The organism is Halomonas sp. YLB-10 (assembly GCF_003856855.1).
Classification (GTDB): domain Bacteria; phylum Pseudomonadota; class Gammaproteobacteria; order Pseudomonadales; family Halomonadaceae; genus Halomonas; species Halomonas litopenaei.
Window position 1 is genome coordinate 118,043 of sequence record NZ_RRCU01000001.1, and the last position, 23,859, is coordinate 141,901.

The 23,859-nt window shown below is 66.1% G+C and carries 17 protein-coding genes; 9 read left to right on the top strand and 8 right to left on the bottom strand.

The genetic code is table 11. From position 1 onward, the window contains the following. Positions 1-29: 29 nt before the first annotated feature. The 6 genes from EBB56_RS00365 to EBB56_RS00390 form a co-directional block, all read right to left on the bottom strand. Positions 30-2,657: a tetratricopeptide repeat protein gene (locus tag EBB56_RS00365; protein ID WP_124802304.1), complete on the bottom strand. Its 2,628-nt coding sequence runs from the start codon at positions 2,655-2,657 to the stop codon at positions 30-32. Then, positions 2,654-3,931, bottom strand: a complete 1,278-nt coding sequence (locus EBB56_RS00370) for an alginate lyase family protein (RefSeq protein ID WP_124802306.1) — start codon at positions 3,929-3,931, stop codon at positions 2,654-2,656. The genes EBB56_RS00365 and EBB56_RS00370 overlap by 4 nt, the downstream gene beginning before the upstream one ends. A gap of 26 nt (positions 3,932-3,957) precedes the next feature. Continuing rightward, positions 3,958-4,845 carry a polysaccharide lyase gene (locus tag EBB56_RS00375; RefSeq protein WP_260425253.1) on the bottom strand — a complete coding sequence of 296 codons (888 nt, stop codon included), beginning with the start codon at positions 4,843-4,845 and terminating at the stop codon, positions 3,958-3,960. A gap of 95 nt (positions 4,846-4,940) precedes the next feature. Next, the gene (locus EBB56_RS00380) at positions 4,941-6,416 is read right to left on the bottom strand and encodes an HlyD family efflux transporter periplasmic adaptor subunit (protein WP_124802308.1); all 1,476 of its coding nucleotides are present in this window, start codon (positions 6,414-6,416) and stop codon (positions 4,941-4,943) included. Positions 6,417-6,554: 138 nt separating this feature from the next. Beyond that, a complete protein-coding gene (locus EBB56_RS00385) occupies positions 6,555-8,462 on the bottom strand; it encodes a glycosyltransferase (protein ID WP_124802310.1) in 1,908 nt (635 codons plus the stop codon). Positions 8,463-8,471: 9 nt separating this feature from the next. Next, positions 8,472-9,809, bottom strand: a complete 1,338-nt coding sequence (locus EBB56_RS00390; protein WP_124802312.1) for a UDP-glucose/GDP-mannose dehydrogenase family protein — start codon at positions 9,807-9,809, stop codon at positions 8,472-8,474. Between the two features lie 461 nt (positions 9,810-10,270). On the opposite strand from EBB56_RS00390, the gene EBB56_RS00395 reads away from it, so the two are divergent. The 8 genes from EBB56_RS00395 (at position 10,271) to EBB56_RS00430 (ending at position 20,322) form a co-directional block, all read left to right on the top strand. Further along, entirely contained in the window at positions 10,271-11,617 is a 1,347-nt protein-coding gene (locus EBB56_RS00395) for an MFS transporter (protein ID WP_260425254.1), read from the top strand. A 405-nt stretch (positions 11,618-12,022) separates the two neighbouring features. Next, a complete protein-coding gene (locus EBB56_RS00400) occupies positions 12,023-14,245 on the top strand; it encodes a TonB-dependent siderophore receptor (RefSeq protein ID WP_124802314.1) in 2,223 nt (740 codons plus the stop codon). 124 nt (positions 14,246-14,369) lie between these two features. Beyond that, positions 14,370-15,365 carry an iron-siderophore ABC transporter substrate-binding protein gene (locus EBB56_RS00405; protein ID WP_124802316.1) on the top strand — a complete coding sequence of 332 codons (996 nt, stop codon included), beginning with the start codon at positions 14,370-14,372 and terminating at the stop codon, positions 15,363-15,365. Positions 15,366-15,417: 52 nt separating this feature from the next. Beyond that, entirely contained in the window at positions 15,418-16,440 is a 1,023-nt protein-coding gene (locus tag EBB56_RS00410; RefSeq protein ID WP_124802318.1) for an iron ABC transporter permease, read from the top strand. Continuing rightward, entirely contained in the window at positions 16,437-17,555 is a 1,119-nt protein-coding gene (locus EBB56_RS00415; protein WP_260425255.1) for an iron chelate uptake ABC transporter family permease subunit, read from the top strand. Before EBB56_RS00410 ends, EBB56_RS00415 begins: the two co-directional genes overlap by 4 nt. Continuing rightward, the gene (locus EBB56_RS00420) at positions 17,555-18,424 is read left to right on the top strand and encodes an ABC transporter ATP-binding protein (RefSeq protein ID WP_124802320.1); all 870 of its coding nucleotides are present in this window, start codon (positions 17,555-17,557) and stop codon (positions 18,422-18,424) included. The genes EBB56_RS00415 and EBB56_RS00420 overlap by 1 nt, the downstream gene beginning before the upstream one ends. A 265-nt stretch (positions 18,425-18,689) precedes the next feature. Beyond that, entirely contained in the window at positions 18,690-19,490 is an 801-nt protein-coding gene (locus EBB56_RS00425; RefSeq protein WP_108131693.1) for an SDR family oxidoreductase, read from the top strand. 142 nt (positions 19,491-19,632) lie between these two features. Beyond that, positions 19,633-20,322, top strand: a complete 690-nt coding sequence (locus EBB56_RS00430) for a DsbA family protein (RefSeq protein WP_124802322.1) — start codon at positions 19,633-19,635, stop codon at positions 20,320-20,322. Between the two features lie 96 nt (positions 20,323-20,418). On the opposite strand, the gene EBB56_RS00435 is transcribed toward EBB56_RS00430, so the two are convergent. Then, positions 20,419-21,357 (bottom strand): acetamidase/formamidase family protein, encoded by a 939-nt coding sequence (locus EBB56_RS00435; RefSeq protein ID WP_045990938.1) that lies wholly within the window; start codon positions 21,355-21,357, stop codon positions 20,419-20,421. Between the two features lie 118 nt (positions 21,358-21,475). Further along, positions 21,476-22,822 carry an APC family permease gene (locus EBB56_RS00440; protein WP_124802324.1) on the bottom strand — a complete coding sequence of 449 codons (1,347 nt, stop codon included), beginning with the start codon at positions 22,820-22,822 and terminating at the stop codon, positions 21,476-21,478. Positions 22,823-23,112: 290 nt separating this feature from the next. Between EBB56_RS00440 and EBB56_RS00445 the strand changes: the two genes are divergently transcribed. Further along, on the top strand, positions 23,113-23,847 hold the full coding sequence (locus EBB56_RS00445; RefSeq protein ID WP_108449868.1) for a FadR/GntR family transcriptional regulator: 735 nt from the start codon (positions 23,113-23,115) through the stop codon (positions 23,845-23,847). Positions 23,848-23,859 lie beyond the last annotated feature (12 nt).

The window sequence follows — 23,859 nt, forward strand, 5'->3', positions numbered from 1 at the left end:
CCTCGCTAGAGGCGCAACGTGGCGGGTCTTCAGCTTTCCAGGTTGGGGGTTTCCATCAATAGCTGATGCAGGGTCTCGATGGCCAGATCCCCCTCGCCTTCCAGCACGCCGTCGAGCCATAACAACGCCGCCTGCTGGTTGGCGGTTTCAAGCCCCCTGGACGCCAGGTAGGCCTTGGCCAACGCCAGTCGCGCCGAGCCGTGGCCCTCGAGCGCCGCGTCGACCAGATACTCGGCGCCACGCTCACGATCCTGCTCGAGCGCCTGGCCTCGCAGCAGCTCGCGCCCCAGGGTCGCCTTGGCCCCGGCATGGCCGGACTCGGCGGCGGTGGTCAGCCAGCGCCGGCCTCGCTCGGCGTCCACCGACAGCGGTCCCTCGCCACGTACCAGAGCGGTGCCCAGAATCTTCTGGGCCGAATCGCTACCCGACTCGGCAGCCTGGGTCAGCCAACGGTCGGCCCGCTCGCCATCGGCGCTCACGCCCTGGCCGTCGAGAAAGGCACGGCCGATCAACTGGGCCGCGTAGGCGTTGCCGGCGGCGGCTGCATCGCGCAGCAGCGACAGGCCTCGCTGGCTATCGGCCGCCACGGATTCCCCTTCCAGATAGGCCTTGCCCAGCGCCAGCTGGGCCCCCAGGCGGCCGTGTTCGGCGGCGCGTTCGAGCCAGGCGACACCCTGTTGCGGATTGGCCGCAACGCCGTCTCCTTCGAGCAGGGCGCGCCCAAGGTCGACCATGGCGTGGCTGTCGCCCGCCTCGGCCGCCTGGCGCCACAGGTCCATGGCCCTGCCGGCGTCCCTGGCCACTCCGATGCCCTCCATGTAGATGCGCCCCAGCGGCGCCGCGGCGCTGGTATCGCCACTACTCAGTCCACGGGCAAGCCAGGTACGCGCCTGTACAGGATTGCGAGCGATCCCATTGCCCGCCAGGTAGGCCTGGCCAAGCTGGGTCATGGCACCGGCGTGGCCGGCCTCGGCGGCGCGCCGGAGCTGGCGGATATTGCCGGCGTCCCCCTGGGCCAGGCGGGTTCTCATCAAGGCCTCGCCAGCGGAGGTGTGGCCGGCCTGCTCGGCACGTTTAAGCCATTCGGCCGAGCGCGCCAGGTCGACGCCGACGCCGGTACCCTTGCGATAGGCGCGCCCGAGCACCAGCATGGCGTAGGCGTCGCCTTGCTCGGCGGCCTGCTCAAGCAGCGAGACGCCCTGGCCTCGGCCACCGCCCCCCGGCAGCTGGCCGGTGAGTCGAGCCAGACCGAGCAGCGTCATGGCACGCACGTCGCCCTGCTCGACCGCCTGCGTCAACAATTCCTCGGCTCGCGCCGGGTCTGCGTCCAGCACCTCACCTTCGAGCAACGCCGCGCCCAGGGTGCGTCGCGCCGCCGCGTGGTCCTTGTCGATGGCGTCCTGCAGCAGTGTCATCGCGCGCAGCGGGTCCTGGCCGACATGATCGCCTTCCAGGTAGGCCTTGCCGAGCTGGTAGCTCGCCCAGGGGTGGCCAAGCTGCTGTCCCTGGCGCAGATGCTCGAGCGCCAGTTGCGGTTGGGCAGGCACCTTGTCCCCGTCCAGATAGAGGCTTCCGAGCACGGCGTGGGCCAACGGGTCGCCCTGTTCGGCGGCCCGGTTCAACAGCGCCGTGCCCTCGTCCAGATCTCGCTCAAGGCCGTTGCCTTCCACCAGGGCTCGCCCCAGTACCACCATGGCGTTGACGTCCCCGGCGGCCACAGCGCGATCGAGCCAGCGACGGGCGAGGCGCGCATTGCCGTCGCTGGCCCTGAGGTGGTCACGTCCCAGCGCGGTCATCGCCGACACCTCACCGGCGTTTGCCGCCCGCGACAGCCATTGCCGACGCCGTTCACTGTTGCCTGGATGCCAGCCACCCTCGGCATAAAGCTCGGCCAGGTCGACCATGGCCGCGGGTTCGCCGGCCTCGGCCTCGCGCTCAAGGGCCCTGAGCTGACGCCGGCGATAGTCTTCCACCAACTCCGGCGCCTCGGCCAGCCAGCCGCCCGGCGCATGGGCCTCGGCCAGCGCCGCCATGGCCTCGCTATCACCGTCATCGGCCAGTTCCTGGTACAGCGTTCGAGCCTTCGCCGGATCGGCACGCACGCCGTCCCCTCCGCGGCTGAGCAGCGCTGCCAGCCGGGCCTTGGCGTCGCGCCCGACGTCCTCCTCGATGGCCTGCTGGAGCAGGTAGTAGCCCAGCAGATCATCCCGCTGCACACCGTCGCCTTCCAGGGTCAGTCTCGCCAGGTTCAGCGACGCATGGCCGCGAATCCAGGAAGGCGTCGCCACCGCCTTGCGATAAAGCTCGGCGGCTCGCTCGGCATCGCGCGGCACGCCAAGCCCCTGGTCGTAGATCTTGGCCAGCTCGTAGTAGCCCTGGGGCAGCCCCTGATGGGTCAACCGCTCCAGCGCCCTTATCGCCTGCTGCGTGTCTCCGGCGGCCAGGGCTCGGTCGGCCTCCTCGACGCGGTTCTTGTGCATCCACAGAAGGTTATTGGCCTGGCCGCCGTCAAACAGCGCCTGGTCCTCGGCGGCAAGCTCGCGTGTCCCGTGGGGCCCCAGGTCGCTTGCGGTGGTGACACAGCCGGATAACAGCAGTGCCACGCCGGCGGCGCTGCCCCAGTGCCTGACATTTGTGATCAATCTGGGTGTTGTCATTGTGGGCCTCCGTTATCGGGTATCAGCGAGACGCCATCGGCCTCGTTGAGTGCCTCCAGGGTCTGCTGCTTGCGCGACTGATCCTCGAGCTCCAGGTGTTGCTGGGCTCCCGGCGCCATGAAATAGAGCGTCACGTAGCCCCCGGCGCTGCGGTTGTAGATCGGCCGACGCTGCTCGAGAAAATCGGCGATGCGTGGGTCGTCGAAGCGCGACTGGTAGACCTCCATCCACGAGAAGTACTGGGGGTCTGTCAGAAAGCCGCGGTACTGCTCGCTGGGGGCCATATCCCCCAGCACGCCAGGGTCATCGATGGCGCTCATGGTGAAGTCCACTGCGTCATGGATCGTCTTGCCGTCCACCTCCAGCGAGAAGATGTCGTAGCCCTGACGGGCGATCACCTGCATGTTGGTAATCAAGTACAAGAGTGCGTAGTTCTGGTAGTGGGTGGCGCGACGCCCTCGCTCCATCTCGAGCGGAAAGGCGCCTTCCTTGGTCATGTCATTGAGCGCCGAGTGGATGGCGCTGACGCCGAAGCGAAACAGCTCGTCGTTTTCCACCAGCACCCCCACCGTGCTGGCGTACAGCGCCCGCCGGTAGAAGTGGTTGTTGCAGCAACTGTTGCCGGCGTCGCCGGGGATCGCCGAATGCTCAAGCGCCAGATCCTCGAGCCAGCGCTCGACCCTCTGCCTCGGCTCTTCCAGACCGTCCACCTCGGGGCGCACCACCGAGTAGGCCAGCGCCGCGGCGAAGATCATCGACTCGGTGGCAAACCAGGCCTGGGGCTCCTCGGGCTCGTAATGGAAGCGAGTCAGGGCGTCCTGGCTGGCCCAGTGATCGAGATAGCGCACCAGACAATTGGCGTAGTAGTCATCGCCGGTGGCGACGAAGGTTCCCGCCAGCAGCGACACGCTGTCCTCGAACTCGAACAGCGGCGCCGAGGCTTCACGCCACTCCTCGGGGCTCGGGTAGAAGCCGGGAATGCGCATCTGCGAGGTGATGGGCGGCGGCTGCAACAATTGACGACAGCTGACACCCTCACCCAGGGAATCCTGTATCTGCGTCAGGATGCTGTTGTCCTGCTCTTCCAGCAGCGCCATGCGCGCCTCGACATCGAAGTAGGAGGCCTGTGGGTCCGAAACCCGGTAGTCCTCGAGGTCAAGCGCCTGGCGCTGCTCCAGGGTCAGCGCGCTGGCCACGGGCAGCCAGCCACCCAGCAGCAACGCAAGGCCGCCTGCTCGCGCCAGGCGCGGCAGTGTTATCGCTACATTCAGCATCGTGTCTCCTGGCCGGCAGCAGGTCGCTACCGGCGATAAAATTCGAAGTCGGCAAAGTCCAGGTGCTGGTCTCGCGGGGTGCGCCAGGACTCGCCGGTGCCACCGAAGAAGGTGGAAAACATCAGGCCGTCGATGTAGCCGTCCTCGACGTCGCGAAACTCCACGCCGGATACCTCGAGTCGAGGCTCGCCGTCGATCCACACCCGCATCAGGCCATCCTGACGGCTCGGCTCATTGAGCCGGATTTCCTGCTCGACGGTGACCCAATCGCCACTGGCGAAGTGCCAGCTCCCGCGCCCCAGCGAGGCGCCGTAGGCCGTATCCTGATTGACCACGTAGGCGTAGAGCTCACCCTGACCGTCGCGCCGCCACATGAAGCGGGCGCTGAAGCCGTTGTCACCGGTCGCCTGGGTGCCGCCACTGGGCGCCTCGCCCCCATAGAGCCCGGGCAGCTTGCCGCCCTTGACAAAATCGAAGCCGTCGGGAAAACGCAGCCGATAGCGCAGGCAGGCATGCTCGGCCCCGGCCAGGGCCTGGGGCGCGGCGTAGAAGCCCGCACCGCCACGTTTACCATCGCTGGGTGAAGAGGTGCCCGCGGGATAGAAGGCCCGCAACACGGCTCCCGCCTCGGGGTCCTCGACCAGGCTCAGGTTCTCCAGGCCCCAGTCGCGATGGCTACCGAAGCGCTGCTCGATGATGTCGCCGATCTCCCCCTCGACGTCGTCGAGATCCGGCGCGAACACGGGGCGCAGCCGCTGCGAACAGGGCGTCGCAGAGACGTCGCGGGTGACCTCCATGGCGTCGGCCCCTGCCCCGGGGGCCAGGGTGGCAAGCGAGAGCCCCAGGGCGAGCCCGACATACAGCGTCGGCCCGGTCTGTGACTGCGTTGTGTCGATGGTCTTGTCGTGGTGCATCGGTCGCTCCCGTCGGCCCGTTCGGGCCCTCGGTGGCGGTCATCGCCGTGACGGGGTCTGGTCGGCCCCGCCACAGGGGCGTCTCGAGTGCTGCGCTAGACGTTCTCGCGCACGCTCTCTTCTACCTGCTCATAGAGGTCCTGGGCCTCGTTGAACACGGTACGGCCGCCCTGCCAGACCCGCTCGACGGTCTCGCCGATGATCGGGGTCTCGTTGAAGCGAACGTCCACCGGGGTACCGACGCTGCTGGCAGGTAGCGGCTTCTCGGGAATCAACAGCACACTGGCCACGTTCTTCTGCTGGCGAACCCAGCCAGGAAAGCCGGCGCGCGGCTCGCGCTCGACATCCAGCGCCACGCTGCGCACCCGGGCATCGATCATGCCGGACTCGTGGGGCAACGAGATAAAGGCCTTCTGGTTGGGCTCGATTCGCTCGATATCGCTCATGTGAACCAGTGCCTCAACCATGATCTCGTCGTCACCGGTGCGCACCAGCGTCATGATCCGCTCGCCCTGGTCGATATAGGTGCCGTCGGCGCTGGACAGCGCCCAGGCCACCAGGCAGTTGCAGGGACTGAAGATCTCGTTCTGGGCCTGCTCGGCCTCGAGCGCGGCCAGGCGCGAGCTCTGATACTCGCGGGCGGTCTCGAACTGGTCGATGCGGGCCCGCGCCACCGCCGGTGACACCGTGTCGTAGCTCACCGAACTGCGCCCGGCCGGCTTCGACGAGTTGGCCACACTGACCGGGCCGGAGCCCGCGGCCTCGAGGCTCTGCTCCAGGTTGTCGATCAGCTGGTCGTTATACTCCTGGGCGGCCTGGGTCAGGATCAGCCCGGACTGCAGCTCGTGGTTCCTGACACTGGTGAGCTTTTCATCGCGCTCGACGCGATCCCCGGCGCGCAGCCCGTGCTCCATCAAGACGCCGGGCCCGGGGGCGCGCACCTCGATACGCGGTGCGCTGACCGCGGCAAAGCTTGGTTCGATCAGCATGAAGTTGCGATACAGCGCCGCCGTCAACACCAGACCGAGCGCCGCAATACCGGCGACCAGCAGCAGATAGCGGCCCCAGCGCCGACCACCGCCCCCCTTGTGGCTGGCGCCGGCACCTGCGCCACCCTTGCGCTTGCGCGGTGTCTGGGCGTTCTCGCTGCCAACCATCGACTGGGGATCGAGGTGGCGGCCACTCAGGCGTGCCCGGACGATGTCCTTGACCAGCGCCAGGTGCTGCGGCTCGATCGAGGTGAATTCCCAGCCGGTCAGCGGCGCTTCACCCTGGTGGGCTTCGGTCTTGTGGCGGCACACCGCCGAGAAGGGCACGATGAACTCGCGCCCGGCTTCCTGGATACGCAGCTCCGCCTGGATCCAGTCGCCGGGGGCGTGGCGCTGGTCGCCTCGCATGGCCATGCCGCCCAGGGAAAGATCGATGCCCCTGGCGTGCTCGCCCTGCGGCATCACCACCTCGAAGTCGGGTGAGACGCGAATATGGTGACGCTCGCTGCGAGCTTCATGGCTGACCTGATCCATCCGGCTCGCGGTGTCGTCACGCCTGTTGCCGTCGTTGTCTGTGGTCATGGTTGATCCGTTGTGCTTGGTGTCCGAAGGGCGCGCCCGCCTCTCGGGCCGGGACGCGCTTGCTTGCTGTGGTGTCGTTAAGTTGGCGAGTGGCAGGCACTCTGCGCACGTGGTGTCGCGCGGGCGGTGTGACGGTGGCTAGAGCACCTGCACCTCGAGGCGTTCCAGGGCGATCTCCTGCCCGCCCAGGGACAGTGCACAGCCGGCATCGACCGGGCAGCTCACCCTGGCCTCGCGGCTCGCGGTCAGCCCCGGCAGCCTGAGTGCCTGGGCGGCGAATTCGGGGCTCAGCGACAGCACGGTGGCGTCGCCGTCATCGGCGCCGAGCAGGCGCTCGACGCGCACCTCGTCCTCGCTGCCCAGTTCGCTGGCCAGCTGATGGTCCAGTGCCACCACGCCGGGGGGCAGGCGCAGCGCCGTGCCTTCCGGTGCCCGCACTGCCGCCTGGGACAACCAGCGGTTGTCGCTGCCAGTGTCGACCTGGTCGGCGGCAAGCTGCTCGCTCAGCAGGTTGGCGCTGGGCAGATCAGGGGCCTTGAGTGCCCCGGTGACCAGCACCAGCACCAGCACCAGTGCACCCATATGGAAGCCATGCAGCAGGTGGCCCATGCGCCGCTGGCGACGTGCCGCCCGGGGGTCGTCGGGCTCGCCGGCGGCGATGCCCTGGCGCGACCAGGCCTGACGGTTGAAGCGAAAGCTGACGTAGGTCTTCAGCAGCGCACCGAAGATCTGGTTGTAGTAGAGCAGCGGCAGCCACAGCACGCTGAAGCGGCGACGCTGCAGGGCCAGCACCAGAGTCGCGATACCGCGGGTGAACAGGATCCACAGCAGGTAGGCGAAGATGAACGAAGGCCGCACGAACAGCGTGACCAGGATCGCCACCGTGGGACCGATCAGGGTGGTCCACATCGACAGCCGCTGATCGACCAGACACCACCAGGTGAACCAGCCCATGGGCCTGGGGCCGAGCTGAATAGCCCTGCCACTGGTGCGCAGCATGTTGCCGTACCAGCGACGCATCAGATCCGTGGTGGAATGAAAGAAGCGATGACGATCGGGCAGCTCCTCGAAACCACTGACGTACACGTCCGGCACGTACAGCATCTTCCAGCCGCGCTTGAGCAGGCAGAACCAGGTGGACTTGTCGTCCCCGGACAGAAACTTGAAGGTGCCGAAGCGCCAGTGGTCGATATGGTCGCTTTCGACCGTCTGGATAAACTCCCGCTCCACCGCCACATCGGCGCGAAACACGCTGTAGCGACCGGTCAGCACCAGTTGGCGCTCGGAGATCGACATCGAGCTCATCATCAGGTGACGCTGGGCGTAGCGCAGGTCGTACCACTCGCGGGTAGCGTCGCCACCGGTCACCCTGGCGCGGTTGTTGGTGGTGATGGCGCCCAGATCCGAGCGCATCAGCAGAAATGGCAGCGAGCGCTCGAGGGTGCCCGGCTCCAGCAGGATGTCCCCGTCCATCGACACCAGCAGCGACGAGGGCCCGGGCATCTGGCGCGATATGGCACGCAGCACCTCGGCCATGGCCGAGCGCTTGCCGTCTCCGCGCTGAAACATGTAACGCACGGACACGTTGGCCGGCTGGCCGCATACGTCCATCACGTGCTGGATCACGTCGACGTCGGTGCGGTCGGACACCGAGGCGAAGATGGTGGTCGGCACGCCGTAGTTGGCGCACTCTTGCACCAGCGCCTCATAGACCGGGAAGCTCACCTCCGGCTCGATGCGAAAGGAGGTGCACAGTACGAAGAGTTCGTCCGGCCGTATGGCCTGGGCCGTGGCGTCGGCGTCACGGCGCAGCTGCGGAAAACGCACTCGGTTGTACCACAGCGAGCGCGCCGCATGGATGAACCACCAGCTGTAGCGCCAGGCACCGATGGCCCCGATGGCAAAGAAGAAGCTCTGCGACTCGGGGGAAAAGACGTCGTCGGGCAGCTCCAGTACCAGGATCGTCAGCAGCGCCAGCAACAGAAGCATGGTTGCAAGCTCGGTGACGCGGCTGGCCCTGGAGGAGGCGAAGGTCGCCTTGCTCATGCCTCCTCCTCAGCCGTTGGCCACGTGACGGCGGCCGATGGCGTGGTACTGAAGCCCCGCCTCACGCACACGGCTCGGCTCGAACAGGTTGCGTCCATCGATGATCACCGGACGCTTCAAGCGCTCGCGGATGGTGGCAAACTCGAAGCCACGAAAGCTCTTCCACTCGGTGCAGATCACCAGGGCATCGGCACCCTCGAGCGCCTGTTCGGCGGAGTCGGCCAGCGCCAGGTCGTCACGCTCTCCATACAGCCGCTGGCATTCCGCCTGGGCCTCGGGGTCGTAGGCGCGAACGCTGGCGCCGACCTCCCACAGCGACTCCATCAGCACTCGGCTCGGCGCCTCGCGCATGTCGTCGGTGTTGGGCTTGAAGGCGAGCCCCCACAGGGCGATGGTGCGCCCGGCGACATCGCCGTCCAGGGCCTCGTCGAGCATCCGAAACAGACGATGCTTCTGGCCCTTGTTGACCTGCTCGACGGCCTTGAGCAGCGCCACCGGCTGCTGGACTTCGTTGGCGGTCTGGGCCAGCGCCTTGACGTCCTTGGGGAAGCAGGAGCCACCGTAGCCGCAGCCCGGATAGATAAAGTGGTAGCCGATGCGCGGGTCGCTGCCGATGCCGTGGCGGACCTGTTCGATGTCGGCGTCCAGCTCCTCGGCCAGATTGGCCATCTCGTTGATGAAGCTGATCTTGGTGGCAAGCATGGCGTTGGCGGCGTACTTGGTCAGCTCGGCGCTGCGCACGTCCATGAAGATCATCTTGTCCTGCTGACGGCTGAACGGGCTGTAGCACTCCCGCATCAGGCGGCGGACCTCGTCGGAGTCGGTGCCGACCACGATGCGCGCACCACGACTGAAGTCATCGATGGCCGCCCCTTCCTTGAGGAATTCGGGGTTGGAGCAGACATCGAAGGCCTGCTCGGCGCCACGTTCGGCCAGGGTCTGCTCGACGGTCTGGCGAACCCGGTCGGCGGTGCCCACCGGCACGGTGGACTTGTCGATGATGACCTTGTAACCCTCCATGTGTTGACCGATGGTGCGCGCCACGCTCAACACATAGTGCAGGTCGGCACTGCCATCCTCATCCGAGGGCGTGCCGACAGCGATGAACTGCAGGGTAGCAAAGGCCACGGCCAGGGCCGGGTCGGTGGTGAAGTTCAGACGGCCGGCCTCGACGTTGCTGGCGATCAGCGTTTCCAGGCCAGGCTCGTAGATCGGGATGTCGCCTTGTTCAAGACGCGCGACCTTGTCCTTGTCGACGTCCATGCAGATCACATTGTGTCCCGCGTCGGCCAGACAGGCGCCTGTCACCAGGCCGACGTAGCCCGATCCAAAGATGGTGATATTCATGCGGTTCTATGCTCCAGCGACGAGCCGCCTCGATGCCTGGCAACGCAGGTCGACGCGTCGGTCGTTGTCGTCGAATGATCTTCCACTGCAGACCGGCGCAAGCCGCGGGCTCGCTTGAACACTGCGCGGTGGGCTCGTCGCCGGGTGCGAAAACGGGTGGTCGGGATGCCTTGTCAGTCCCTTCATCGGGCGTCCCTGGCTTGGGACGCCGAGGGCATCCCGACGCAAGGAGTGGTTCCGTCCAACTCCGAGGGGCACGTTAGGCGGCGAAGATTAATCCAGTATTAGCGGAAGGAAATTCTTTGCCGACAACCACTTGCTGCCCCGATCGAGGCGCCCCTTGCCGATCAGCGGTACGCCGGACACACTGACGATTAGCGGCGGCGGCGATGGACTGGCGCCGCGGTACCCCAGACGACAACAGACTTCCGTCGCCCCCTCCCCGGACAAGCGAGGCCGCCGTGACCACATCGACTCCCACTTCCACCCTGTCGGCGGCCTGGAGCCTCTGGGCGCTGCTGCTCGGCGTCGGCCTGCTGATGCTCGGCAATGGCCTGCAGGGCAGCCTGCTCGGGGTGCGCGCCGCCGAGGAATCCTTCGGCAACACGGTCACCGGCCTGGTGATGTCGGCCTACTTCGTCGGCTTTCTGGCCGGCTCCACCCTGACCCCACGCAAGCTTCGCGACGTCGGCCATATCCGGGTGTTCGCCGCCCTGGCCTCGATCACCTCCATCGCCATCCTGGTCCACGTCATGTTCATCGACCCCTGGGTGTGGGCGGCGATGCGTTTGATGACCGGCTTCGCCTACGCCGGGCTCTACGTGGTGACCGAAAGCTGGCTCAACGGCCACGCCAGCAACCACCTGCGCGGGCGACTGCTGGCGTTCTACATGGTCATCAGCTATCTCGGCATGGGCGGCGGCCAGTTGCTGCTGAACGTGGCCGACCCCAGCGGCATCCTGCTGTTCTTGATCGTCTCGATACTGATGTCGCTGGCGCTGGTGCCGATCCTGTTGAGCTACACCCCGCAGCCGGACACCAGCCAGCCCGAGGCGATGAACCTGCTGCGCCTGTATCGACTGTCGCCGCTGGGCACCCTCGGTTGCCTGCTGACCGGGATCGCCAACGGTACTGTGTTCGGCATGGGCGCGGTGTTTGCCGCCAACCATGGGCTGGAAACCCACCAGATCGCCGCCTTCATGGGGGCGTTCATCCTCGGTGGGGCGCTGTTTCAATGGCCGCTGGGCAAGCTCTCCGACAAGACCGATCGCCAGTGGGTGATCCTCATCGTCGCCGCCCTGGCCACCGCCTTCTCGCTGGCCGGGCTGCTGTTCGACCAGGGCGCAAGCCATGCGCTGACGCTGCTCGGCGTGCTGCTGGGCGGCACCACCCTGACGCTCTATTCACTGTTTCTCGCCTGCGCCAATGACGTCCTGACGCCGCAGCAGACGGTGTCCGCCAGCAGCAGTCTGGTGCTGGCGCTCGGCATCGGCGCCATCCTCGGCCCGCTAAGCACGGGGCTATTGATGGACCTGCTGGGCTCTGCCGGCTTTCTGTGGGACCTGGCGCTGATCCACGCGCTTATCGTGGTCTTCGGCGGCTACTGCCTGTGGCGCTATCCGAACCAGCCCTCGGACACCCACGGCCACTATGTCGCGGTCCCCGCCGGCACCGCCTCCCTGGGGGCAACCTGGGTCGAGGAAGCGGCCGACGATCCGGTGCAACTCGACCTGGAACTCATGGAAGCAGACGAGGAGTCCTCCCTGGAGGAAGGTCAGGTGAGCGCCGCCGAACCCGGGCGTACCTGACAGGCCCCTGCCGAACGCGCCCGCCAGAACACGCCTACCGTCGTCTTTTCCCGCCGGCGCCTTGCGCTGGCGGGCCTCGCATCACCGCCAATGTCCCTTCCCACCTCCAGCGGCGTCTTCTACCGCCGGCCGCCTTCTGCCAGATCGTCGTCTTGCCCCAAATCGTTCGCGTCAGGGCTGCTCTTCTTGCCAGGTTTCCTTTTCTTGCCTGACCTTCTCGTGGTTCCTGACCTTCTCCGCTTGCTCGGCCCCAGCACCTGGCCAATGGTGCCACTTCGCCAAAAAGTTCTGCCGTTTTGTGCATTTGTGGCATCTCGCATAGACAACTTGGCAGCGCTCATAAACACCCACCAATGGAAACTTGAATAATTTGCATTCTTAAAACATAAACAGGGAACCCCTTTCGTGCCGTACCATTCCGCTCCCCTCACCTGCCTTGTTCCTGGCCGTCTCGTTCCTGGCCACCTCGTTCCTGGCCGCCTTGCTATCGCCATTGCCCTGGCCTCCGGTGCCGCCCTGTCGACCCCGGTGCTGGCCCAGGACGCAGAGCAACTCGCCAGCATGACCGTGGTCGGTGACGATCTGCGTGCCACCACCGAATCGACCGAGAGCTATCAGGTGGCCTCCAGCACCAGCGCCAACGGCCTGACGCTGACGCCGCGCCAGACGCCACAGTCGATCAGCTTCCTGACCCGCCAGCAGATGGACGATGAGGCCATCACCAGCACCACCGAGGCGGTGGAACGGCTGCCCGGCGTCTCGGCGATCCGTCTGGACGGCACTCGCACCAGCTTCCAGTCCCGCGGCTACACCATTCGCAACTTCCAGTTCGATGGCCTGCAGAGCAATACCAGCGCGTTCTGGCCGTTCGGCGACGCCGAGTGGGATACTGCCATCTACGACCGGGTCGAGGTCGTGCGCGGCGCCACCGGCCTGATGACCGGGGTCGGCGACCCTTCCGCCACCGTCAACTTTGTGCGCAAGAAGCCGCTGGACGAGGCGGCGGGTAGCGTGACTGCCGCGGTGGGCCGCTGGGACCGGGGGCGCGGCGTGGTCGATGTCAGCACTCCGCTGGACAGCGAGGGGCGCGTCGGCGTGCGCTTCGTGGCGGCCAAGGACAGCTCGGACAGCTTCATGGACGGCGTCGAGAACGACCGCGAGACCCTTTACGGGGTGATCGCCGCCGAGCTGACCGACAACACCGAGCTCAGCGTGGGCATCGAGTACCAGCACTACGACCAGGACGGCGCCTACATCGGCGTGCCGCAGTACTACCTGGACGGTGGCCGTACCGACTTCGACCGCTCCACCGCCAACAACACCGACTGGGCCAACTTCTTCACCGAGAACACCCGCGCCTTCGTCGACCTGACCCACCACTTCGACAATGGCTGGTCCGCCCGAGCCGCCTACAGCTACGGCGACGCCAACTATGGCCTGACCTACAACTACCGCGGCGGCTATCCGGATCGCGAGACCGGTGTGCTCTACTACACGCCCAGCTACGCCACCGAGTCCTACCTGGTCGACTATCGCGGCGATCGCACCCAGAAGAATCTGCATGTCAGCGCCGAAGGTCCCTTCACCCTGTTCGGCCGCGAGCATCAGCTCGGCTTCGGCTACATGGACCTGCACGAGGACTACCAGATCAACAGTCGCGGCCCTGCCGGCGACGTGCCGGCGCTGGGCAGCTTCAGCGACCGCAACGACCCGGCCCTGGCAGAACCGGTCTGGGGCGAGTGGGGCCTGACCGACGACACCGTGACCGAACAGCAGGGCTACTACGCGGTATCCCGCTTCTCGCTGGCAGACCCGGTGCACTTTATCGTCGGCGCGCGCATGACCGACTGGAAGATCGACCAGGACTATCGCGGCGAGCGTGAGTACGAATACGACAACGAGTTCACCCCCTACGCGGGCCTGATCGTCGACATCACCGACGACCTCAGCGCCTACGCCAGCTACACCGAGATCTTCAACACCCAGAGCGAGCGCTCGCCCAGCGGCGCCCTGCTGGATCCGCTGGAAGGCATCAACTACGAGGCCGGACTCAAGGCCGAGCTGTTCGACGATCGTGCCGACGTGTCCTTCGCGGTGTTCCACAGCCAGCAGGACAATCTGGCGGTGGAAATCCCCGGGGTCTTCGTCGCGGGCACCACCGACCAGGCCTACACCACCACCGACGGCGCCGAGGTCGAAGGCTTTGAGCTCGAGATCGCAGGCGAGGTGGCCGACGGCGTCAACCTGTCCGCCAGCTACGCCCTGGTGGACGCCGAGGACGCCGACGGTGAGCAGCTCAACACCAGCTATGCCCGCCAGCAGGCCAAGCTGTTCGCCAGCTGGCAGCTGCCTGGCCGCTGGTCGAACCTGACCCTCGGCGGCGGTGCGCGCTGGCAGGGTGACACCTACCGCGACAACGACACCCCCAACGGTACCGAGAAGATCGGTCAGGGTGACGTCTTCGTCGCCGATGCCATGGCCCGCTATCGCATCAACGACAACATGAGCGCCCAGCTCAACGTCACCAACCTGTTCGACGAGGAGTACTACTCGCAGCTCGGCTTCTATAGCCAGGGTATCTATGGCGAGCCGCGCAGCGCGCTGCTGAGCCTGACCTACGACTTCTAGTGCCCTGGAACGCCGAAACCTCGACATCCGCGTCGGGCGCTGCGTGCCCGACTGGCACTCGCGACACCACTGTCAAACCGGCTCTCCTGCGAGAGCCGGTCATCGCCTCTACAAGGAAGATCCCATGCCCCTGATCCACCCACGCTGGCCGCTCGGCCTTGTGTTACTCGCCGCCGTCCAGCCTGTCTTCGCCGCTGGCGACGATGGCTATCCGATCGAAATCGAGCACGCGCTCGGCGTCACCGTGATCGAGGAAAAGCCCGAACGGGTCGCCACGGTGGCCTGGGCCAACCACGAGGTGCCGCTGGCGCTCGGAGTGGTGCCGGTGGGGTTTCCCGCCACCACCTTCGGCGATGACGATGGCGATGGCCTCTGGCCCTGGGTGGAGCAGCGCCTTGACGAGCTCGACGCAGGCCCCCCCAACCTGTTCGACGAAGGCGATGGCATCGACTTCGAGGCGGTGGCCGCGAGCCAGCCCGACGTTATCCTGGCGGCCTATTCCGCCCTCAGCCGCTCCGACTACGACACCCTCAGCAAGATCGCCCCGGTGGTGGCCTACCCCGAAGCCCCCTGGTCCTCGGGCTGGCGTGACATGATCCGACTCAACAGCGCAGGCATGGGCATGGCGGAGGAAGGCGAGGCCTTGATCGCACGCCTGGAGGCCCAGGTGGAGCAGCAGATCACCGAGCACCCGGAACTCGCCGGCAAGAGCGCCATGCTGATCAGCCATATCAAGCCCACCGACCTCAGTCAGATCAACTTCTACAACGACAACGACGCCCGAGTGCGCTTCTTGCACGAGATCGGCCTGACCTCGCCCCAGTTCGTCACCGACAGCTCCGTTGACGGCCGTTTCGCCGGCTCCATCAGCGCCGAGCGTATCGACGAGATCGCCGATGTCGACATCATCATCACCTATGGTGGCGAGCCGCTGGTGGAGCGACTCAACGAGCATATGCTGACCTCGCGCCTGCCCGCGGTGGAACAGGGCTCGCTGGTGCTGCTCGGCAACAATCCCACCGGAACCGCAGCCAACCCGACGCCGCTGTCGATTCCCTGGGTGCTCGACGACTACGTCGAACGACTGGCCGAAGCCGCTCGCAAGCGTCAGCAACCCTGAATCAAGCGTCTGGACAGGATGGATACGCACAAATGAGCAGGAAGGGAAGGATATGAAGGCAAGGCCGCTGGCGCCTGGCAGGACAGGCCATTCGGGCCCGACCGGCGTCTATCTGCTGCTGGCGGCGCTGGCCGCCGGCGTCATGATGTCGGTGGTCATCGGCGCCAGGCCGACGGATCTGACCGCGCTCATGGGTCTGCTGGATGGGCGTATCGACTCCATCGACGAAGCGGCGATCGCCAGCCGTCTGCCCCGCACCCTGCTGGGGTTGCTGGCAGGGGCCGCGCTGGCCGTGGCCGGGGCGACCATGCAAGGCCTGACCCGCAATCCTCTGGCCGATCCAGGCCTGCTCGGGGTCAACGCCGGCGCCGCGCTGGCAGTCGTCATCGGCATCGCCTGGTTCGATATGCAGCAGGCCTCTCGTTACATCTGGGTGGCCATCGCCGGCGCCGGCGCCAGTGCACTGCTGGTCTACCTGGTGGCCAACCTCGGACGAGGCGGCGCCACCCCTCTCAGGCTGGCGCTGAGCGGCGCGGTGGTGACCGCCGCCCTGACCTCGCTGACCTCCGCCGTGATTCTGCCCCGCGCCGACATCGCCGGGCTGATCCATTCCTGGCTGATCGGCGGCGTCGGCGGCGCTACCCTCGATCGCATCACCCCGGTGCTGCCCTTCCTGGCCCTGGGCCTTGCCGCGTCGCTGCTGGCGGCGCGCAAGCTCAACCTGATGGCGCTGGGCGATGAGGCGGCGACCGGCCTAGGCGAGCGCGTGGCCATGGCCCGAGCGCTGGCCGCGGTGGGGGCCATCCTGCTGTGCGGGGCGACCACCGCGGCCTGTGGTCCCATCGGATTCGTCGGTCTGGTGGTGCCCCATGCGCTGCGCCTGCTGGTCGGTGCCGACTACCGCCGCCTGCTGCCGCTGTGTGCCCTCGGCGGCGCCCTGCTGGTCATGCTTGCCGACACTCTGGGCCGGGTGCTGGTCCGACCGGCAGAACTCGACGTCGGTATCGTCACCGCCCTGCTCGGCGGTCCGGTCTTCATCTGGATCGTCCGCCGCCATACGCTGAGGTCACTGTGACGACGACACCGACCACCTCCCAGCGAGCGACGGCCACTCAAGCCATGTCCTGCCGAGCGACGTCCTCTCAAGCAAGGTCCACCCAAGCAAGGTCCACGCCGTCGACCGTCAGGCAACTGCGACGGCAACGCCAACGCCAGCGCCGGCGGATCATTGCGCTGCTGCTGTGTGCGCTGCTTGCCGGGGTCTGCCTCACCCTGATGCTGGGCCAGTCGTGGATCGACCCTGCCACGGTGATCGCGGTGCTGTCCGGCGAGCAGGTACCCGGCGCCTCCTTCACCCTGATGGAGTTGAGGCTACCCCGGGCGCTGATTGCTGTGCTGGCCGGGGCCTGCTTCGGCCTCGGCGGCGCCGCCTTCCAGGCCATGCTGCGCAATCCGCTGGCCAGCCCCGACGTGATCGGTATCAGCGCCGGCGCCAGCGCAGCGGCGGTCTTCGCCATCGTCATGCTGTCGCTGCGTGGCGCTCCGGTGGCACTGGTGGCCATCGTCGGCGGTCTTGGCGTCGCCCTGCTGATCTATGCCCTGTCGTGGCGCCGCGGCGTCGCCGATACCCGCCTGATTCTGACCGGCATCGGCCTCGCCGCCATGCTCCAGAGCGCCATCGCCTACCTGCTGACCCAGGCCCCGGCCTGGCCACTGCAGGAGGCCATGCGCTGGATGACCGGCAGCCTCAACAGCGTGCACCTGGATCAGAGCCTGCCCCTGCTGCTGGCGCTGGTCGTGCTTGGCCTGCCGCTACTTCACTTCGCCAGGGACCTGGAGGCGATGCGCCTGGGCGATGACATGGCCCGGGGGCTCGGTGTCAGGCTGTCGCTCACCCGCCTGGGCATCGTGGTCGCGGCGGTGGGGCTGGTCGCCTTTGCCACCGCGGTGACCGGGCCGATCGCCTTCGTCGCCTTCCTCAGCGGCCCGGTCGCCGCCTGGTTGATCCGTCACAATGGCTCGGTGCTGATCCCCGCTGCCCTGGTCGGCGCCCTGTTCGTGCTGCTGGGTGACTTTATCGGCCAGCATCTGCTGCCGGCCCGCTATCCCGTGGGGGTGGTCACCGGCGTGATCGGCGCCCCCTACCTGATTACCCTCGTCATGCGCGACAACGCCCGAGGATCCACCTGATGACGCCTACCCGACTCAGTGCCCGAGGCCTGACCGCCGGCTACCGTGACCGAGCGGTCCTCGACAACATCGATCTGGAGGTCAAGCCAGCGGGTATCACCGCCATCGTCGGCGCCAACGCCTGCGGCAAGTCGACCCTGCTGCGTTCGCTGTCACGCCTGCTGGCGCCGCTGCGCGGCCAGGTATTGCTCGACGGCCACGACCTGCACCGGCTGCCCGCCCGGCGCCTGGCCCAGCGCCTGGGCCTGCTGCCTCAGGCGCCACTCGCCCCTGAAGGCATCACCGTGCTGGAGCTGGTCAGCCGTGGCCGCCACCCCCACCAGGGCATGTTTCAGCGCTGGAGCCGCGAAGACGATGACGCCGTCAGCGAGGCGCTGGAAGCCACCGACACCACCGGCCTCGCCGAGCGTGTGCTGGAGGAACTGTCAGGCGGCCAGCGCCAGCGGGTATGGATCGCCATGGCCCTGGCCCAGCGCACCGAGGTGCTGCTGCTCGACGAACCCACCACCTATCTCGATATCCACCACCAGGTCGAGGTGCTCGATCTGCTCGAGGACCTCAACCGCCAGCGCGGCACCACCATCGTCATGGTGCTGCATGAGCTCAACCTTGCCGCGCGCTATGCCGATGAGTTGATCGCCATGGCCGCCGGCAAGGTCTACTCAAGCGGCCCGGCCAGTGAGGTGATGACCACCACCATGGTCAGGGAGGTATTCGGACTGGACAGCCACGTCTTCGCCGATCCCGTCAGCGGCCGCCCGATGATGGTCCCGCTGGGTCGACAGGACCGCAGGCCACACTCGCAGGCAAGGGCAGTGCACAAGGATCGTCGATCGACGGTCCCCGACACCGAAGCGTCATCATCGTGACATGACCTCGGCAGCACGCTGGGACTCGCGGTGGCGACGGTCGGCCGCCCTGATCACGATGCTGGCCATGATGTTGGCCAGGATACGGGCCAGGGTGCCGACGCGATGCTGGCGCGATGGTTGAGCAGCGCCGTCGCGGCACGTTAGGGTCCCGGATTGTCAAACGCCCAGAGGCAAGCACCCAGAGGCAAGCGCCCAATGGCCTTGCCAGGCGCTACGCCCAGGCGTGCCGCGACCGTTCCTTTTCCCAGACAGGAGCACGATGATGAAGACCATTCTGATCACCGGCGCCGGCAGCGGACTCGGCGAAGGTACGGCACTGGCCCTGGCCAGGGCGGGACACAAGGTCATCGCTACCACGGAGATCTGGCCCCAGGTCACCTCGCTCAAGGAAAAGGCCCGGCAGCAGGAACTGACGCTCACCGTCGAAAAGCTCGATATCACCGACAAGCGCGACCGCGACGCGGTGTTTTCCAGCTACGGGCACCAGGTCGATATCGTGGTGGCCAACGCCGCCATCGGCGAGACCGGTCCGCTGGCCGAGATCCCGGTGGACCGGGTACGCCGAGTGTTCGAGACCAACGTCTTCTCGACCCTGGAATTCGTGCAGCCCTACGCCCGCGAGTTCGTCGAGCGAGGCAAGGGCAAGATCGTACTGACCTCCTCCATCGCTGGTTTCACCACCTTCCCCTACCTCGGTCCCTACGTCGCCTCGAAGCACGCCCTCGAAGGCATGGCGCAACTGCTCTACGAAGAGCTCGCCCCGCTGGGCGTCAAGGTGGCCACCATCAACCCCGGCCCCTTCCGCACCGGCTTCAACGACCGCATGTACAACACCCTGGACCAGTGGTACGACCCCGACGCCTGCTTCACCCCTGAAAAACCGATTCGCTCGGTGCAGCAGCAGTTTGCCGGGGACGACCTGCAGCAGGACCCGGCGGCGATGATCGACGAGATGGCACGACTGATCCCGCTGGACGAGCACCGCTTCCGCAATGTCTACCCGGACAGCTTCGAGGCCAGCGCCAGGGAATATCAGGATGGGCTGTGGGATCGACTCATCTGAGGCTTTCCCGAAAAGTGCCTGCGCTCGCCAACTTTTCGAATAGAGCCTAGGCGCCCCTGTTGATCGTGTCCCGGGGCCTGTAAGGTTGGTTGCCCTGCTAACGACCAACCCGGGACACCTTTCTTCAGGAGTAGAGGCCGACATGCCCACATCCCCAGATAGCCGCGACAGCGACACCACCATCACCGTCGACATCGTCTCCGACGTCGTCTGTCCCTGGTGCATCATCGGCTACCGCCAGCTCGCCGAGGCGGCGCGCCAGAGCGGGATCGACATCGAGGTGCACTGGCACCCCTTCGAGCTCAATCCGCAGATGGACGCAGAAGGCGAAAACCTGCGAGAGCATATCGCCGCCAAGTACGGCACCAGCGATGAGGACTCGCGCAGCGCACGGGAACGGCTCACCCAGATGGGCGCCGACCTCGGCTTCACCTTCAACTACACCGATGACATGCGCATGGTGAATACCTTCCGCGCCCACCAGTTGATCGACTGGGCGGAGCAGCGCTCTCCAGATGAAGGCCACCGCATGAAGCAGGCCCTGTTCAGCGCCTTCTTCACCGAGCGCCGCGACCTCCACCGGATCGATGTGCTGGCCGATGTGGCGGAGAGTCTCGGCCATGACCGCGACGAGGTCGTGGCGACGCTCGAGTCGGGCGAGCGTGGCGAATCGGTACGACAGCGCCAGGCCTTCTGGCAACAGCAGGGCATCAGCGGGGTACCCGCTATGGTGTTCAACCGCCGCTACCTGGTCACCGGCGCCCAGGGCGTCGAGAACTACCAGGAAGTCCTTGCGCAGGTGGCCGCCGAGCGAGCCGAAGTGACGTCATGACGACAACGCCGGGTGCCACAACACCCGGCGTTATTGGTCAGGCCCGCGGGCCTGACCCTACGTTCTGACGAACGGAAAGGTCAGTTCAGCTCACCCCTAGATGGCTCTAAGACTCTTCGAGCGGAAGATCGACCGAGGCATGTAGAAGGACACCACCCAGTTGGGCTGATCGACGATCTCGCTGACCCGTAGCCGCCCTGCCACGCTGCAAAGCGCGTAGGCCAGCTGCTCATCCATGCCGGCCTGACGGTGCAACCGATCGATCATGAAGCGCACCGCGTCACGGGCGCCCTGCATCAAGTCCGGCCCCACCCCGGTGGTGACCAGAAAGCCCGCATCTTCCTCGCTCGACGCTCCCGGCGGCACGTCGAACATCGGCGCAGGAATATTGCCTGCCTTGTGCAGACGCAATGTGGCCGTGGCGGCCATGCGGGTCTCTACCGCCGTTCCGCAGACCTCACCATCACCCTGGCAGGCGTGGGTATCGCCGATACTCAGAAGTCCTCCCTTGACCTGCACCGGCAGGTACAGCCGAGCTCCCTTTACCAGGTCGCGGATGTCAAGATTGCCGCCGCAGATGCGCGGCGGCACGATGGAGTGCTGCCCCGGCTCGGCAGGCGCGAGCCCGATGGTACCGGCGAAGGGCCGAAACGGAATCACGATGTCCTCGTCGAAGTACACTGACTCGCTGTCGTACTCCGACACCTTGAGCCAGGGCGAGGTGAAATCGTCGGCCAGCAGCCCGAAACCCGGGATCAGCCCCGTCCAGCCCCACTGCCCCGGTTCGAAGTCGACCAGTTCCACCTCGATCACATCGCCGGGTTCAGCATCCTCCATATAGAGGGGGCCACACACCGGATTGAGCTCCCCTGCCGGCAGTCGGGTCAGCGCGTCGGCCTGGCTGTGTCGGGTAATCAAGCCACCGCTGGCATCGAGAATATCGAAGCGCCGAGTATCACCGGAACTGATCGTTTCCTGCGGCTCGAGGGCGTGGTCAAAACAGTGATGAACGTCGTGTATCGTCTTGATCTTCATTCTTGTGTCTCCACCTCGAGGCGCCGGTCGTCTCCGCCGACCGACGCCTCGAGTGTTTTCAATTGGCCCTGGGCGCTGTTCTCAACATCGACGAGCGCAGGCACTTTTCAGGCAAGCCTTAGATTTCCATCTGCACGGCACGTCCACCGCGCTTGGCAAAGGCGTAGACGCCGACACCGACAACCGCCCAGGCCAGCCCGATCAGCACGGTATAGGACTCGAACCCGCTCCAGATGTAGCCGACCACGGCCAGGCCGAGCAGCGGACACAGGATATGCAGGAAGGGATTGGCGGCCTTCTTCTTGAACACGAAATAGTAGAGCGTGGTGATGTTCAGAATGATGAAGGCGGTCAAGGCGCCGATGGTCACGATGGAGGTCAACAACGCCAGCTGCTGCATGAAGGCGATCCCCGCGACGATGGACACGGCACCGACCAGCAGCGCACTGACGTAGGGCGTCTTGAAGCGCGGGTGAACGCGAGCCAGCGGCGCCGGCAGCAGCCGATCACGGCCCATGCTGTAGAGGATTCGCGCGGTCGCGATCTGGGCCACCAGGGAGTCAGCGACACCCCAGGCGATAGCGGTGGTCGCGGCGGTCAACACCGCCAGCCAGCCGCCCCCGGCGATACGTGCGGTTTCATAGAAGGCGGTGTCGAGATTGTTGAACGAGGCGGGATCGGGCTGGATCAGCGCCGCCACCCAGGTCTGGGCGATGAACAGGCCACCGATGATCAACAGCACCAGGAAGATCGCCTTACTGACCGCCTTGCCGCCGCCCTTGGCCTCTTCCGCCAGGGTGGAGATGCCATCGAAGCCGAGAAAACTCAGCACCGCGATCGGCACCGCGGAGATGATCAGCCCCAGCGAGAAGTCATCGGCATCGTAGACCGGGGCCATCGAGAAGACCGCACCGTTGACGTTGTTGCTGATGGTCACCACCCCCACCACCAGAAACACCGCCAGCACCAGCAGTTCCGCCACCAGCATCCAGCGGTTGAAGGCAGCGGTAAAGCTGATGCCGCGAATATTGATGTAGGTATTGAACACGACGAAGGCCACCACCAGCAGGATCGGTGACAGTGACGGGAAGATGTCGTGTATCGCCAGCGCCCCCACCACGTACAACAGCGCCGGAATCAGGATGTAGTCCAGCAGCATGATCCAGCCCGCGACGAAGCCGGCAAAGCTGCCCGCCCCGCGGGACACGTAGGAGTACACCGAGCCTGCTACCGGGAATTCCTTGGCCATCTGGGAGTAGCAGATGGCGGTAAACAGCATCCCCACCAGGCCGATGACATAGGCGGTGACGATCATGCCACCGCTGGCGCTCATGACGTGGCCGAAGATACCGAAGGGAGCGATCGGCACGATGAAGATCAGGCCGTAGATCACCAGATCTCTCAGCTTGAGCGTTCGTGAGAGTTCCTGGGTGTAGCCCAGACTCTCCAGGGTATTGTCACTCATCGGTGATTTCCTCTTGTTCTAGTTGGCAAGGCGGGGATCTCCCGCCATCGAGCGGTCGAAGACGTCCACCGGGGGCGAGGCTGCCTGCGTGGCGACACTGGGCGGCCTCTTGCTGTGCATTCCCATGGCCGGTCAAGAATCTGACGGCGCCGTGTATACTCGAACCCGCCAGCAGACCCGGACGCGGTTCGCGACCTGCGACAGTGCGCCGGACACAGCGACGTTGGCCGCTTCATTTTTAGAAAATCACACTTAAAGGTATTGTGACAATACCTTTTGGAGAGAACCCTATGCTTGAACCGTCTCGAACCGACCTGCCAGGCGCCGGCGGCGCCCGCTCGGCCACCCAGGAGCTGGCGGACCGGATCGTGACGGCGATCGCCATTGGCGCCTACTCCCCCGGGGATCGCCTGCCGCCGGAGCGCGACCTGGCGGAGCGCCAGGGGGTCAGTCGCGTTACCGTGCGCGGCGCCTTGAAGATCGTGGGCGAGCTTGGCCTGATCGAATCCCGTCGAGGCCGCGATGGCGGTACCTTTGTCACCTTCAAACGGGTCGACGAGGCCTCGCCCAACACCGCCCAGCGTATCCTCGGACAGGAGCTGCCCCAGCTCAGGGACTTCTTCGACTATCGCTGTCTGGTGGAGGGGCTGGTGGCCAGAACCGCCGCCGAGCGTCACGACGAGGCCCAGGCCAAAACACTGCAGGCGCTGCTGGACCGCTTCTGCGACACCGACGACGCCTCCGTCGCCCGCCAACTCGATGAGCGCCTTCACGACTGCATCATGGCGATGGCCGACAATCACCATCTGGTCGCCCAGTCACGTCAGCTGACGGCGCGCGCCACCCTGGGATTCGGCTCCGAACCCTACCCCGCCGAATCATTGCCAAGGGCAAGACGGGAACATCGTGAACTGGTCCAGGCCATCCTCGAGCGACGCGCAGACGACGCCTTCAGCGTCGCCCAGCATCACTTCACACTGACGCTTGCGATCATGGAACATTCACTGGATGGGCGACCGCTCTAGCCCGACTCCCGG

Excerpts from the sequence above, each read along its gene's own strand:
- EBB56_RS00365 (WP_124802304.1), bottom strand. The coding sequence starts at position 2,657 with ATGACAACACCCAGATTGATCACAAATGTCAGGCACTGGGGCAGCGCC.
- EBB56_RS00370 (WP_124802306.1), bottom strand. The coding sequence starts at position 3,931 with ATGCTGAATGTAGCGATAACACTGCCGCGCCTGGCGCGAGCAGGCGGC.
- EBB56_RS00375 (WP_260425253.1), bottom strand. The coding sequence starts at position 4,845 with ATGCACCACGACAAGACCATCGACACAACGCAGTCACAGACCGGGCCG.
- EBB56_RS00380 (WP_124802308.1), bottom strand. The coding sequence starts at position 6,416 with ATGACCACAGACAACGACGGCAACAGGCGTGACGACACCGCGAGCCGG.
- EBB56_RS00385 (WP_124802310.1), bottom strand. The coding sequence starts at position 8,462 with ATGAGCAAGGCGACCTTCGCCTCCTCCAGGGCCAGCCGCGTCACCGAG.
- EBB56_RS00390 (WP_124802312.1), bottom strand. The coding sequence starts at position 9,809 with ATGAATATCACCATCTTTGGATCGGGCTACGTCGGCCTGGTGACAGGC.
- EBB56_RS00405 (WP_124802316.1), top strand. The coding sequence starts at position 14,370 with ATGCCCCTGATCCACCCACGCTGGCCGCTCGGCCTTGTGTTACTCGCC.
- EBB56_RS00410 (WP_124802318.1), top strand. The coding sequence starts at position 15,418 with ATGAAGGCAAGGCCGCTGGCGCCTGGCAGGACAGGCCATTCGGGCCCG.
- EBB56_RS00420 (WP_124802320.1), top strand. The coding sequence starts at position 17,555 with ATGACGCCTACCCGACTCAGTGCCCGAGGCCTGACCGCCGGCTACCGT.
- EBB56_RS00425 (WP_108131693.1), top strand. The coding sequence starts at position 18,690 with ATGAAGACCATTCTGATCACCGGCGCCGGCAGCGGACTCGGCGAAGGT.
- EBB56_RS00430 (WP_124802322.1), top strand. The coding sequence starts at position 19,633 with ATGCCCACATCCCCAGATAGCCGCGACAGCGACACCACCATCACCGTC.
- EBB56_RS00435 (WP_045990938.1), bottom strand. The coding sequence starts at position 21,357 with ATGAAGATCAAGACGATACACGACGTTCATCACTGTTTTGACCACGCC.
- EBB56_RS00440 (WP_124802324.1), bottom strand. The coding sequence starts at position 22,822 with ATGAGTGACAATACCCTGGAGAGTCTGGGCTACACCCAGGAACTCTCA.
- EBB56_RS00445 (WP_108449868.1), top strand. The coding sequence starts at position 23,113 with ATGCTTGAACCGTCTCGAACCGACCTGCCAGGCGCCGGCGGCGCCCGC.